Annotated in this window: 12 protein-coding genes; 5 read left to right on the forward strand and 7 right to left on the reverse strand. The window is 42.9% G+C overall.

The features are described 5' to 3' along the window. The first annotated feature begins 32 nt into the window (after positions 1-32). Together gpmI and AC3CAU_RS15830 are read left to right on the forward strand one after the other, a co-directional pair. Positions 33-1580, forward strand: a complete 1548-nt coding sequence (gene gpmI / locus AC3CAU_RS15825; protein ID WP_131216076.1) for a 2,3-bisphosphoglycerate-independent phosphoglycerate mutase — start codon at positions 33-35, stop codon at positions 1578-1580. Positions 1581-1606: 26 nt separating this feature from the next. Then, entirely contained in the window at positions 1607-2782 is a 1176-nt protein-coding gene (locus tag AC3CAU_RS15830) for a S41 family peptidase (protein ID WP_447053906.1), read from the forward strand. 4 nt (positions 2783-2786) lie between these two features. Here the strand turns inward: AC3CAU_RS15830 and AC3CAU_RS15835 are convergent, their stop codons facing one another. From AC3CAU_RS15835 to gacA, 3 genes are read right to left on the reverse strand one after another with little or no spacing between them, the layout of a single operon-like run. Continuing rightward, the gene (locus AC3CAU_RS15835) at positions 2787-4202 is read right to left on the reverse strand and encodes a sigma-54-dependent transcriptional regulator (protein ID WP_447054357.1); all 1416 of its coding nucleotides are present in this window, start codon (positions 4200-4202) and stop codon (positions 2787-2789) included. Between the two features lie 15 nt (positions 4203-4217). Next, complete coding sequence (locus AC3CAU_RS15840; protein ID WP_447053907.1) at positions 4218-5786, reverse strand: sensor histidine kinase; 1569 nt, start codon at positions 5784-5786, stop codon at positions 4218-4220. Positions 5787-5816: 30 nt separating this feature from the next. Continuing rightward, a complete protein-coding gene (gene gacA, locus AC3CAU_RS15845; protein ID WP_067722434.1) occupies positions 5817-6452 on the reverse strand; it encodes a response regulator transcription factor GacA in 636 nt (211 codons plus the stop codon). Positions 6453-6672: 220 nt separating this feature from the next. Between gacA and pbpG the strand changes: the two genes are divergently transcribed. Then, on the forward strand, positions 6673-7725 hold the full coding sequence (gene pbpG / locus AC3CAU_RS15850; protein WP_131216072.1) for a D-alanyl-D-alanine endopeptidase PBP7/8: 1053 nt from the start codon (positions 6673-6675) through the stop codon (positions 7723-7725). Positions 7726-7823: 98 nt separating this feature from the next. Here pbpG and thrC read toward each other — a convergent pair whose 3' ends face one another. The 4 genes from thrC to xerD all read right to left on the reverse strand — a co-directional run bounded on the left by thrC (position 7824) and on the right by xerD (position 12290). Then, positions 7824-8963, reverse strand: a complete 1140-nt coding sequence (gene thrC, locus AC3CAU_RS15855; RefSeq protein ID WP_447053908.1) for a threonine synthase — start codon at positions 8961-8963, stop codon at positions 7824-7826. A gap of 57 nt (positions 8964-9020) precedes the next feature. Further along, entirely contained in the window at positions 9021-10325 is a 1305-nt protein-coding gene (locus AC3CAU_RS15860) for a homoserine dehydrogenase (protein WP_131216070.1), read from the reverse strand. Positions 10326-10448: 123 nt separating this feature from the next. Beyond that, a complete protein-coding gene (locus AC3CAU_RS15865) occupies positions 10449-11264 on the reverse strand; it encodes a DsbC family protein (RefSeq protein WP_131216069.1) in 816 nt (271 codons plus the stop codon). 108 nt (positions 11265-11372) lie between these two features. Then, complete coding sequence (xerD, locus tag AC3CAU_RS15870) at positions 11373-12290, reverse strand: site-specific tyrosine recombinase XerD (RefSeq protein ID WP_447053909.1); 918 nt, start codon at positions 12288-12290, stop codon at positions 11373-11375. 171 nt (positions 12291-12461) lie between these two features. Here xerD and AC3CAU_RS15875 point away from each other — a divergent pair, with 171 nt between their 5' ends. Continuing rightward, a complete protein-coding gene (locus AC3CAU_RS15875) occupies positions 12462-12725 on the forward strand; it encodes a FeoA family protein (RefSeq protein ID WP_131216113.1) in 264 nt (87 codons plus the stop codon). Beyond that, a complete protein-coding gene (gene feoB / locus AC3CAU_RS15880; protein ID WP_447053910.1) occupies positions 12722-14578 on the forward strand; it encodes a ferrous iron transporter B in 1857 nt (618 codons plus the stop codon). Before AC3CAU_RS15875 ends, feoB begins: the two co-directional genes overlap by 4 nt. The last annotated feature ends 2 nt before the right edge of the window (positions 14579-14580 follow it).

The raw sequence follows: 14580 nt of genomic DNA on the forward strand, positions 1-14580 counted from the left end.
CTGATGAAATTGTAAACAAAAGAGTGTTCATTATGACGGATGCAACTGCTGGCAAAATCCCTCACGTATTGGTAATTATGGATGGTGTGGGTCATCGCGAAGCGGTCGAAGACAATGCTTTCCTGGCAGCAAAACGACCTAATTTAACTGCTATGCAACAAAAGCATCCCCATGGTTTGATTTCTGGTTCGGGCGAAGATGTCGGTCTGCCGGATGGTCAAATGGGCAACTCTGAAGTGGGTCATATGAACCTGGGTGCAGGTCGTGTGCTGTATCAGGATTTCACCCGCATTACCAAGGACATTCGTACTGGTGCTTTTTTTGAGCATGACGTTTTGATTGATGCGGTAGAGAAAGCCAAAGCTGCAAATGGCGCAGTACATATCTTGGGCTTGCTGTCACAAGGTGGCGTGCATGCGCATGAAGACCATATTGTTGCCATGTGTGAATTGGCATTGAAAGGTGGGGCGAAAGTGTATCTGCATGCTTTCCTGGATGGGCGTGATACGCCACCGAAAAGCGCGCAACCGTCTTTAGAAAAATTAGATGCGGTTTTTGCCCAGTATCCGGGTCAAGGTCGTATTGCGAGCATGATTGGTCGTTACTTTGCCATGGACCGTGACAATCGTTGGGATCGTGTTGAACAAGCCTACCGTCTATTGACTGAAGGGGAAGCCGCACGTACCGCAGCAACAGCAGTTGAAGGTCTGGAACAAGCCTATGCGGCAAATGAGTCGGATGAATTTGTGAAAGCTACGCGTATTGGCGAGCTGGCTAAAATCCAGGATGGCGACAGCGTTGTATTTATGAATTTCCGTGCCGATCGTGCACGTGAAATTACCAAAGCCTTTGTCGAAAAAGAGTTTACCGGTTTTGAACGTAAAGTGGTTCCAAACCTGTCTAAATTTGTGATGCTCACCCGTTATCAAGCGACCATTGATGCACCTGTGGCCTATATGCCGGAAGCGTTGAAAAACTCGATTGGCGAATACTTGTCGAATTTGGGTAAAACCCAACTGCGTATTGCGGAAACTGAAAAATATGCGCACGTGACTTTCTTCTTCAGTGGTGGCCGTGAAGATGAATATCCGGGTGAAAAACGTATCCTGATTCCATCACCAAATATTGCAACTTATGATCTTAAGCCTGAAATGAGTGCTTATGAAGTGACCGATGAACTGGTTGCTGCAATTAACTCGGGTGAATATGACTTGTTGGTGGTGAACTTTGCCAATGGTGATATGGTGGGCCATACCGGTGTCTTTGATGCCGCCGTGAAAGCGGTTGAAGCAGTGGATACCTGTTTAGGTCGGGTATATGAAGCAGTAATGGCACAAAAAGGCCATATGCTGATTACCGCTGACCATGGTAATGTCGAGCAAATGCAGGACTATCACAGTGGTCAGGTACATACTCAACATACCACTGAACTGGTTCCCTTCATTTATGTGGGACCCACTTCAGCGACTATTGCGGAAGGCGGTGTACTTGCAGATGTTGCACCAACCTTGTTGAGCCTCATGCAAATTCCTGTACCTGAAGAAATGAAAGGTCGTAATTTGATTACTTTAAAATCATAAAATTAACCCGATAAACAGGTGGAAGGATGGTTTTACAACGCTGGAAGATGGTTGTCGCTTTAACAACGTTATTCATCTGTGTGAGCCATTCTGCACTTGCTGCAGTGAAAGATCAGCCTGTTTTGGATTTTGATGAGGAAGTAGAACAGAATTATGCTGAAATTCCAGTGGAATCGATTCAGCAATTTGTTCAGATTTATAGCATTGTCAAAGAAAATTATGTTGATGCTAAAAATGATGATGCATTATTTCAGCAGGCGATTAAAGGCCTGGTTAGTGGCCTAGACCGTTATTCCCGCTACTTGAGTCCTGAAGATTATAAGCAGCTACTACAATATACCGAAGGCGATATTGCCTCTGTCGATTTTGAACTGATCTATGATCAGCAGTTACATCAATGGGTCATTCAAGGTTTAAAGGACAATGCCGATTCTACCAAGCAAGGTTTACGCAATGGCGTAACGGTATTTAAGATTGATGATCAAGAACTGAAAAAACTCAACCATGATCAGGTCAATAGTCTGCTGAATGGTTCGATTGGTTCGACCTTAACCTTGCAACTGGCACCGAATAGCGCTCCAATGAGTTTGGTGCGTAATAAGAAAATAGAAACCGATATCCAAGCCAATATCCTGCAAAATCAGGTTTTAGTGATCAAAGTCAAAGTTTTCCAACAAGATACTGCCAATGAAATTAAACGCTTGATTGAAGAGCACTCTTCCTCGCGTCTTAAAGCAGTGTTGCTTGATTTAAGAAATAATCCAGGCGGATTATTGTCTGCTGCGGTTGAATCTGCTGACTTGTTTTTGAATCAAGGGGTGATTGTTTCTACCAAAAGCCGTTCTGAAGGGGATCAGCAATTTCAAGCTTTACCGAGTTTGGAATTTCAAAATTTAAAGCTGGGCATTTTAATCAATAACCGTTCTGCCTCAGCCGCTGAAGTCTTTACTGCCGCAATGAAAGACCATGGCCGTGCCTGGGTCGTCGGTGAGAAGAGCTATGGCAAAGGCGTGGTACAAAAACTTTTTCCACTTTCCAACGGTGCCGCCTTACAGATGACGGTATCGCATTATTACACTCCGAAAGGGCAGATGATTGAAGGTGTCGGGATTCAGCCGAATCAACAATACCTGCTGCAACATGAGATGAAAGAAGAAAATTATCTTGAACATGTTGCAGAAATCATTCTAAACCGTAAATAACCCTTTACTCATCATCGGTATCCAGGCCAAATTTCTTTAAGCGGTAACGTAAAGAGCGGAAAGACATCCCCAGTTTTTTGGCTGCCAGTGTTCTGTTCCAATGGGTTAAGTTTAGCGCATTGAGTAAAATATCTTTCTCAATATTTTCCAGATAAAGTTCTAAACCTTCATCGGGTAACTTTTTAGCAGAGACTAAGATTTCACTACGAAAAGCAGGGCTAGCTTCTTGCTGATGATCTGAAGGTGCGGCTGTTGGATAACGTAGCGGTGCACTTTGTAAATGAGGTAAATCAATTTTATCCTCATCACTGAGGGTAATGGCGCGTTCCATAATATTACGCAGCTCTCGAACATTGCCCGGATAATACTGGCTCAGCAAAAAGTTTTTCGCGCGTTCAGTCAGTTGTTTTGCAGGAATACCCCATTCTTGGCTAATTTTTTGAATAAAATGATGCGCCAATAAAATAATATCATCACCTCGTTCACGTAGTGGCGGAAGCACCAGATCCATCACATGAATACGGAAGAATAAATCTTGTCGAAATCTGCCTTGTTGTACCAATGCTTCCAAATCCTGATGGCTGGCACTAATGACACGGAAATCCACATCAATTTCAGCATCTGAACCGACGGGACGAATCCGTTTTTCCTGTACTGCACGAAGCAGTTTGACCTGCATGGTTAAAGGTAATTCAGCAATTTCATCTAAAAATAGACTACCCCCATGTGCAGATTGAATCAGACCTTGTTTGTCTTGAGTTGCACCGGTAAAGCTGCCTTTCTTATGCCCAAACAGCTCACTTTCCATCAGTTCAGTTGGAATAGCACCACAGTTAATTGCAATAAAAGGGCCTTCATTGCGATTACTAAGTCGATGCACCAGATTGGCAATCACTTCTTTTCCGGTTCCAGATTCACCGGTAATAAATACAGGCGCTTGAGAACGTGCAATTTTATTTAAGGTAACGCGTAATTGCTGAATCGGCAGAGATTGGCCAATTAATAATTTTTGTTCTAACGTATCTTCTTTACCTTGAAAATTTTCGACCGGTTTGTTCAACGCTTTTTGTAAAAGTTGTTCTAGGTGTTTCTGATTAATCGGTTTGCTGACAAAATCAAAAGCACCGGCTTTTAATGCGGCAATTGCAATTTCCATATTGCCATAGGCAGTGAGCACAGCCACAGGAAGTGCTGGAAGATGCTGGCTAATCCATTCTACCAATTGGAGCCCATTACCATCCGGTAAATTCAAATCGGTTAGACAGGCATCATAACTATTGTCAGATAAGAGTTTTTTTGCCTGTTCAAGACGATATGCGATATGGGTCTTGATGCCCATACGTGATAAAGACATTTGCATTAAAGTACACAAATCTTCCTCATCATCTACTAATAAAACAATTGGTTGTCGTTCCAAAATCATACCCCAACACTATTAATTTAAAGCACCATCCAGGCATTCTATTCGAAAGCATGCCCCTTGTTTTTGTTCTACATAGTCTAGTTTTGCTTGGTTCGCCTCACAAAAACTATGTGATAAGTATAATCCTAAACCAGTTCCCGTGATTTCGGTACTAAAAAAAGGTTGAAATAGGTAGGTCAAATCTTGAGAAGCCACACCTGAGCCAAAATCTCGAACTTCAATTCGGACATTGGTTCCATGTGAATAAATATTTAATTCAATATGTGAATGCTCAGGTGAATTATGCCGAATTGCATTACGGATCAGGTTAATCAGAACTTGGCGAAATTGTGCTTCATCAAAAGTAATCGAAATTTTATTTGTTATAGTGCATCGAATCTGGTTGATGATATCAGATAAATCTTCCTGGATCATTTGGGGAATAAATTGATTCAGCTGAATCTGTACAGGATACGTTTCTCTATTTCGCACCATGTTCAAGGTGTCTTGCACAATACGGTCAATACGCTGTGCTTGTTTTGCAATCATCTGACTTAATAGGTTTTGTTGGTCTGGATCACTATCTGGCAACAATTCGTTGGCTTGAACAATAGCAGCTAAAGGGTTGCGAATTTCATGGGCTATACTGGCAGACAATTGTCCTAAAGCTGCCAGTTTTAATTGTTGTACCCTTTGATTAATTTTACCCGCATCTTGCAGCATCAATAGGGTAAGGGTCTGATGGGGAACCATTAATTTCTGCACTTCAATATGCATATGATAGCGGCTCAGCTGTGACTCGAATTGAAATCTTTCACCATCTTGCAGCTGGTCAAACTTAATGAGTTCAAATAAATCAGGTTGTATTTTGTATAAGGGATATTTGTCATAAGCATAGAGTGGAGGAATACCCAAAAGCAGACAAGCCGCAGGATTGCTCAGCACGATATGACAGTTTTCATCTAAAACTAGATAGCCGAGTTCAATCTGTTCCAGAATATAACGGTTCAAATTTTGCAGTCGATTGAGCTCCAAGGATTGCGAAAAATTTAAATTTTCCAGTAATTGGAAACGTCGTACCGCAATTTGAGCACTGCCATAAACCACAAAAAACAGAAAGGCCAACAAAGCGCTATTACTGATATTGTTGAGTGAAGAAAAATCAAAAATACTGCCTAAAAATATTTGATAAATCACACTAATTACGGCGAAAAGAGTTGTGATTAAGGCCTTTTTTGCATCGAGTAACAAAGAAGCTGCAAAGATGGTAATCACAAATAGCAGACTTAAATGAAGATTAGGACCGTCCATTGCTAAAGTAAGTAAGCTTAAAACAATGACATCGACCGCAAATAACAGCGTCAGTTGTTGGGGAATTCTGGCGCGTATTTTTTTTAGGCTCAGCAGTTGCATACAGCCTATCGCCACAAAGCAGATGAGAGCGTATAGATAGAGCTGTGGATAGCGGTATTCTGTATTTAAATACTGATTGGTGAGTGAAAAAATCAGGAGAAGACAAGTCGCAATAATCAGTCTATAAGCGCCATACCAGATGCCTAGATGATACTGGTTAAACTCAAAATTTGAGGTGCTCTGCGTCATGCATGTCTTCTAGAAGCTATATTAAAAGTATTAAGGTTTAATCAACCCATAACGAATGGCCAAATGAGTCAGTTTTACATCACTATCCAAATTCAATTTTTCAAAAATACGATAACGATAGGTATTCACAGTTTTGACACTGACAAAAAGTTTATCGGCAATTTCTTGGGCACTAATACAATTTACCACCATCATCGCGACCTGCATTTCACGTTCAGACAGCGCATCAAATGGCGATTGCTGGGTATCTGAAAGGTAGGAACTGGCCAGTTGCTCGGCAATATCTGCACTAAAATATTTGCCCCCTTGCATGACTTTATTTATGGCACGAACCATTTCGGTCACAGGTGCGCCCTTGGTGATATAACCTTTTGCGCCTGCTTTGAGCAACAGGGATGGATAAGGCTCTTCAGCCAGGCCGCTAACAGCAACGACTTTGGTTTCAGGTGCGGTTTGCAACAAACGACGAGTAGTTTCCACCCCACCAATGCCCGGCATATTGACATCGAGTAAAACCACATTAGGATGATGGTGACGGACTAAGGTAATCGCTTCTTCTCCAGATTCAGCCTGACCAATTACTTGCACATCCGCATGGTCTTCGAGCATTCGGCAAATCCCGGTGCGTACCAATTCATGATCATCTACTACTAAAACTGTGATCACCTATTTCTCCCCTCATATAAAAAAAGCATGTTTTTTGTTACATAAAGCAAAATAAGCTTGCAATGAAATGACAAAATTAGCAATCCTATTATTAATCTTTAAGTGAAATGTTATACACAATGTCGTGAGCTAAAAAAATGTTCACCTTTGTGTCTAAATGTAAGGCATATTTGAGGTAATACACAAATGTATCTTGCCTCCATGAGTTGAGTAAAACATCGTGAAAAATTCGAACAAGTCTTTAATGCATGTGCTAGGTATGTCTATCTTACTGAGCATGAGTTCAACCAGTTTTGCAGAACTGGTCATGAATGCTTCTGGAGGCACAGGTCAAGCTGCTTTAAATTGGTCTTCTGAAGATGCCAAACAATTACTCAATGGCGATGGTTCGGCATTGAGCGAGGAACCAACGCCACAAGGTTCAACTAAAATTACTACTTCGGTGCGTAGTTCTAATGGTGTAGTCAGTTATTCTGCGCCTAAAACTGTACAAATTTTAGATAATTCAGGTTATAGCAATCAACCTTCAGTCAATGCCCGTGCTGCTTTAGTCATGGACGGTCAGACTGGTGAGGTTTTATATAGTAAGAATAGTAATACTGCTTTTCCGATTGCATCGATTACCAAGCTGATGACAGCAGTAGTGATTGCCGATGCACGTTTAAATATGTCGGAAAAAATCACCTTAACTCAAGCGGACTTTTCATGTTCAGGCTGTAAGAGTTCAAGTTCAACTTTACGCGCTGGCGATACTATGAATCGTGCGGAAGCACTTTTATTTGCGTTGATGAAGTCTGAGAATCCTGCTGCTTCTGCATTGGCACGCACTTTCCCGGGTGGTCGTGCAACCTTTATCTCTGCAATGAATGCGAAAGCCAAAGCCTTGGGTATGAATTCAACTCATTATTTAGAGTCAACCGGTTTGCATCCAGGCAATGTGGCTTCTGCGCGTGATTTAGGGATTTTAGTCAATACAGCATCCCAATACGGTCTAATTCGTCAATTCTCAACCACCCCAAGTTATGATTTTAATTTGGGCTACCGAGTGTTGAAATCAAACAATACCAATGCTTTGGTACGTAACGGCGGCTGGAATATCAATATTTCAAAAACCGGTTATATCAATGAAGCAGGACGTTGTGTCGTCATGCATACCACCTTAAACAATCGTCCAGCAGTGGTGGTGCTCTTAGGCGCAGATACTTCTGCTGCACGAACCAATGATGCGACGCGCTTAATGAGCTGGGTCAGTCAGCTTCCAAAACGGATTTAATATTGATTCTGGGAAGTATTCAATTTTACTCAACGTTTGAATGCTTCTAAACTAAAAAAGCCCTGCGATTGCAGGGCTTTTTTAATGACAAGAACGAATTACATATTTGAAAGAATTGAATCTTTTACTTCATTCATGGTTGCATCGATAGATAGCATTACTGCATCAGAACATTGTTTGATGGCAGTATCCGGGTCTTTTAAGCCATTACCTGTAACAGTACAAACAATCACTGAACCTTCTTTAATTTTTCCGGCTTTAATGTCACGGATGGCACCACCGATAGATGCTGCAGAAGCAGGTTCTACGAACACGCCTTCGTACATTGAAAGTAGACGCTGGGCTTCAAGAATCTCGGTATCAGTCAGTTCATCAAACCAGCCATTTGAATCACGTACCACTGCTTTAGCATGATTCCAGCTTTGCGGGTTACCAATACGAATCGCAGTTGCTACAGTTTCAGGGTTAACCACAGGACCGCCACGTAAGAACGGGGCAGCGCCAGCCGCTTGATAACCGGCCATGATTGGAAGGCCAGCAGGTTTAGGGCCGGTGAAAGCATCTGTTTCAGTGTCGTAAATGACTTGCTCAAACTGATCGGCAGGCTGATTCGCAACCGCTTCGGTATAACCCATCCAGTGTGCAGTAATGTTACCCGCGTTACCTACTGGCAAGCAGTGATAATCAGGTGCACGACCTAAAGCTTCAACAATTTCATAAGCAATGGTTTTTTGACCCTGCAAACGGTAAGGGTTGATTGAGTTCACAATGGTAACTGGGGCTTGATCTGCTACTTCTTTCACCAGACGCATACCGTCATCGAAGTTTCCGCGAATTTGCATGGTGATTGCACCGTACATCATTGCCTGTGCCATTTTACCCATGGCAATTTTGCCTTCCGGGATTAAAACAAATGCTTTGATGCCTGCGCGTGCAGCATAAGCGGCAGCGGCAGCTGAGGTGTTACCGGTAGAGGCACAAATAATCGCTTTAGAGCCTTCTTCAACCGCTTTGGTCACCGCCATGGTCATACCACGGTCCTTAAATGAACCCGTCGGGTTTAAGCCTTCGTACTTCACATAGATTTCAACGTCTTTACCAATAATGCGTGGAATATTCTCAAGCTTAATCAGTGGGGTATTACCTTCACCTAAAGAAATTGCACGAGTGGTTGCAGATACTGGTAAACGGTCGCGATAACGGTCAACTAAACCAGTATAACGATTGGCATTCGACATGATGATGTTCCAATTGTGTGTAGAGCTTGGCAAGGGGTAATACTCCCCTCAACCCGATTAATTATCAAGCGATTCTAAACGAATTCGTACAATTTCGCCATGAATGAAAGGCAATGCTTGAATTCGTTGCAACGCTTCATCCATTTTTGATTCAACGATAGGATCGGTTAAAATCACGATCGGAATCAGGTCTTTTAAGCGTGGCTGCTGCATGATGGCATCAATACTGATTCCGGCACGACTTAAAATCGTCGTTACATCTGCAAGGACGCCCATTTGGTCTTCGGCATTGATACGAATGTAGTAACCCGTGGTCATTTGTTCACGCGTTAAAATTGGTAAATCCGTTAAAGCTTCAAAGGCCAATTGCGGAATGGTTCCGGCACCATCTTCGGTATAAATGATATCACGGACAATATCGACTACATCAGCAACGACCGCAGAAGCGGTTGGACCTGCACCTGCGCCAGCACCATAATAAAGGGTTGGACCGACTGCATTGGCTTGGACCAGAACAGCATTTTTCACGCCGTTAACATTGGCAATCAGTTGGTCATCTGGAATTAAAGTCGGATGTACACGTAACTCAATACCTGCATCGGTACGGCGTGCAATACCTAGGTGTTTAATACGGAAACCCAAATCTTCTGCATACTTCACATCTTGTGCCGTGACTTTGCCAATCCCTTCAGTAAAGACTTTATCAAACTGCAAGGGGATACCAAATGCACATGAAGCCAGAATGGTCAGTTTATGCGCAGCATCAATCCCTTCAACGTCAAAGGTAGGATCTGCTTCGGCATAACCCAGTTCCTGCGCTTCTTTCAGCACATCTTCAAAAGCACGGCCTTTCTCACGCATTTCACTTAAAATGAAGTTGCCTGTACCATTAATAATACCTGCCAACCAGTCAATTTTATTGGCTGCCAGACCTTCACGAATCACTTTTATAATTGGAATGCCGCCGGCAACTGCTGCTTCATAGGCAATCTGCACAGCATTGTCTTCGGCCGCTTTAAATAGCTCATTGCCGTGTTCAGCCAATAAGGCTTTGTTAGCAGTCACAATATGCTTGCCATGTTTCATGGCTTCCATAATGACTTCATAGGCAGGGTGGATACCGCCCATGACTTCAACCACGACATCGACATCAGGCTGACGCACGATATCGAGCAGATCAGCACTGTGTTTTACAGATTCTGGAAGATCCAAATCAGGACGCGGACGACGTGTACCGACATGGGTAATTTCAATTTCTCGCCCGGTGCGACGTCTAATCTCAGCAGCGTTTTCTTTTAAAAGTTTAAGGGCACCACCACCTACAGTACCAAGACCGAGGATTGCCAGACGAACTGGTTTCACGTCACACTCCAATATCTAATCAATTTTAAGCGAACCTAGATCATAGCTAAAAAAAGCATGAGACTCTAGGAAAGAAATAATTTTATCTTCAACTATAAAAAACAGTAATTTAACGAATAAAAATTAGTTATTTAAACGTTCTACCAATTCGCTAGGAGAAAGATATCCGCCTAAATAAACTCCATCTTCATTGTAAATTGCCGGCGTACCATTTACGCCCATATTCAGACCCAATTGGTATTGCGCCCGGACTGGGTTTTTACATGTTGCAGGAGCAAGAGGCGCACCGGCAATTGCTTGATTAAAGGCAGCCTGACGATCTTCACTGCACCACACGCTTTCCATGGCTGGCATGAACTGTTCGCCACGTGGCCATGCGATATAACGTACTTCAATGCCTTTGGCATTGATTTCGCTCATGTGTTCATGCAGTTTATGGCAATACGGGCAGCTGGCATCGGTAAACACATACACAATATGTTTAGTTTTACCTTGCGCCTTATAAACTAGAAGATCTTCAGTTTTTAAGCCAGCCAGAAGCTTTTTGTTGGCTGCGGATTGCAGGTTTTCACTGACATTGTGAATTTTGCTGTCGCCCAAACGAAGCACGTCGCCCTGAATAATGTATTTCCCATCTGCGGTTGCATAAACAGATGACATGCCTTCAAGGTTGACCCAATACAGATTCGGTACTTCAGTGGCTTTAATATCCAGCACTTTGGCATTGATATTGGCTTTTTTAAAGTGCTGTTGCAGGGTGTTAATCAAACGCTGCTGTGCATTGCGCTCGGAAATATTCGATGCCTGTCCGGTTGCGGGTGCACTCGCAGTTAAAGTACCTTGCTTTTTTTCATCGTTATTTGAGTTGGAACAAGCAGTGATTGCCAGACTGCTTGCCAAGGTGGATGCAATAAAAAATTTTGAGCGGGTAAATGACATAAATAACCCTTTCTTTTAGCTATAGATAAAAATTGGTGGTCTAGCATAACAAAAAAAAAGCCAGGCTCGTTAACACTTCTTGGTCTTAGATGATCAATGAAGATCAGGCTAAGCACGCGGGTGATGAGTAGCATGGAGTTGCTGCATTCGAACTTGGGCAACATGAGTGTAAATTTGCGTGGTAGATAAATCACTATGCCCCAATAACATCTGAACGACACGTAAGTCTGCGCCATGATTGAGTAAATGGGTGGCAAAGGCATGCCTTAAAGTATGCGGAGAAAGTTCGGCTTGTATGCCTGCTTGTAGCGCATAGCGTTTGATTGCATACCAAAAATTTTGTCGGCTCATAATGCCGCCGTGCTGGGTTAAAAAAACATAGTCGGTGGCAGATTTATATAAACTGGGACGTGCTTCATTCAGATATTTCTCAATCCATTCACAGGCCATTTGTCCTAAAGGCACCAAGCGTTCTTTATTGCCTTTGCCGACAATACGTAAATAGCCCTGTTTTAAATTAATCAGTTCAAGGCGCAAATTAAGTAATTCAGTTACCCGTAACCCACAAGCATAAAGCACTTCAAGCATGGCACGGTCACGTAAACCCAAAGCCGTTTCAATATCCGGAGCATGAATTAAGGCTTCCACTTCTTGTTCGGAAATATCTTTAGGGAGTGAACGGCCAATTTTAGGCGTTTTATGGGTTGCCACAGGATTGTCGGAGCGAAGTTTTTGTTCACGTAAAAACTTATAAAAAGAACGCAATGCAGAAAGTGATCGGGCAATCGAGCGCGGACTTTTGCCTTGTTTGGTTAACGCCAGTAGAACATCAGAAATGTCATCACTGTTCCAATCCGGCATTGAATTCGAATTGCATTCACTACATTGAACTAAATCAGACAGATAGGCATTGCGAGTATGCGGACTGACGGTTTGTGCAATTAAATAATCTCGGAAACCCTGTAAAAAACTTAAATGTTCAGGAATGCTCACCGGAGCAGGAATACGAGGTTTTTTATTAAGCATGACACTTCTACATTGAATGAAAAATCCAAGTTTTTCTTGGCTTCGGTCAATTTAGAACAATTCCTTGCCAATGTCGATCTGAGCAGACAGATGAGAATTGGAATCAAACCTTACTTGGTAATTATTCTCATTTGTTTGTATACTGTTCAAAATATTTTAGGATTAGATGCGGTGCGTTTATCTGATTTAAAAGTGCAACAAACGGCCATCATCAGCAAAGTCAACAGAACTTTAGATGGCAATATTTCTCAAAACGATTTGGTCGCAAGCCGTTTAGAAACTCTAGGTTTTGTTCCGGGCACAAAAGTACAGGTGATTACCAAAGGTATTTTTGGTGGTGATCCGATTTTGATTCAAGTTGGATTTACCCGATTCGCACTGCGTAAAGTTGAAGCTGAAAAAATTGAAATTAATCTTGAGGGAGCACCTGCATGAGTGATGCGCTGCGTATTGCCTTGGTAGGTAACCCGAACTGCGGTAAAACATCATTATTTAACCATTTGACCGGTACCCGGCAAAAGGTTGCCAATTATGCCGGTGTCACAGTTGAACGTAAGGTCGGGCAGTTTACTTTACCATCTGGTAAACCGGTTCGTGTTCTGGATTTACCTGGAACTTATAGCTTGGATGCGACTAGTCCGGATGAAGCAATTACCCGCGATGTGGTACAAGGAAAAATTGCCGAAGAAGGGCAGCAAGATGCATTCTTGTGTGTGGTTGATGCCACCAATCTGAAACTGCATTTAGGTTTAGTTTTGGAAATGATCGCGTTGGGTCGTCCGATTCTGCTTGTACTGAACATGATGGATGAAGCACGTCGCCGTGGCATGCAAATCAATACGCAAAAATTGGCGGAACGTTTAGGTATTCCGGTGGTGGAAACGGTTGCGGTGCGTAATTCAGGTATTGAAAACCTGATGAATGCGCTCGATCAAGGTAAATATTCGATCCCACATACTGAACTCAGTGGCTTAACTGGCGACAATCATCAGAAAATCAGCACGATTTTGCATGATGTGGTGCATTCAGTCGATCAGGAAGATAAACGCTCCGACTTCCTCGATAAAATATTTTTACATCCAGTCTTCGGTTTGGTCAGTCTTGCCCTGATGATGTTTGTGGTTTTCCAGGCGGTATTTGCTTGGGCTGCACCGTTTATGGACGGGATTGAAGCCTTCTTTGGCTGGTTCGGTGAATTCGTTGGACAGCATATTTCACATCCACTACTGAACAGTTTGGTGGTGGATGGTATTATCGCTGGTGCGGGTGGGGTGGTAGTGTTCCTGCCACAAATTTTGATTCTGTTCTTTTTCATTCTAGTCCTAGAAGAATCAGGTTATTTACCGCGTGCTGCGTTTTTGCTGGATAAATTGATGTTTAAAGCCGGCTTAAGTGGTCGTGCCTTTATTCCGCTGTTATCCAGTTTTGCCTGTGCAGTTCCGGGGATTATGGCGACCCGCAGTATTAGCGACCCACGCGATCGTTTAACTACGATCTTTGTTGCACCGCTAATGACCTGTTCCGCTCGTTTACCGGTATATGCGTTACTCATTGCCGCCTTTATTCCGGAATATATGGTTTGGGGTGTGTTCAACCTGCAAGGTCTGGTGTTGTTTGCTTTATACATGGCGGGGATTGTCAGCGCACTGATTGTTTCTTTCATATTAAAGTTTTTTCAAAAAGATAAATCACAACATATGTTGCTGATGGAATTGCCGAGCTATCGTTTTCCTGACGTTAAAAGTATTTGGATTGGTTTGCTGGACCGCGCCAAAATTTTCTTGAAACGTGTTGGTGGCATCATCTTTGCGTTATCTATTTTGCTTTGGTTCTTGTGTACTTTTCCGCAGCCTCCAGCAGGCGCGACTTTACCTGCAATTGATTATTCGCTCGCAGGTATGCTCGGACACGTGATGCAACCGATTTTTGCCCCGCTGGGCTTTAACTGGCAGATCTGTATTGCCTTAATTCCTGCCATGGCGGCACGTGAAGTGGTGGTGGCTGCATTGGGCACAGTTTATGCTTTGTCTGCAGCCAATGATGATGCAATATCGCAAGGTTTGGCATCTATTATTAGCAGTGATGGCAGCCTTGGCTGGTCGCTAGCAACCGGTTTATCGCTTTTGGTCTGGTTTATTTATGCACCGCATTGTCTGGCAACCTTGGCAACGGTGAAACGTGAAACAGGTTCATGGAAAACCGTGAGCTTTATGACCGCTTATTTATTTGGTCTGGCTTATTTGATGTCGTTCCTGACCTATCAAATTGCATCGTACTATTTGGGTTAAGT

This window comes from Acinetobacter sp. GG23, assembly GCF_057766365.1.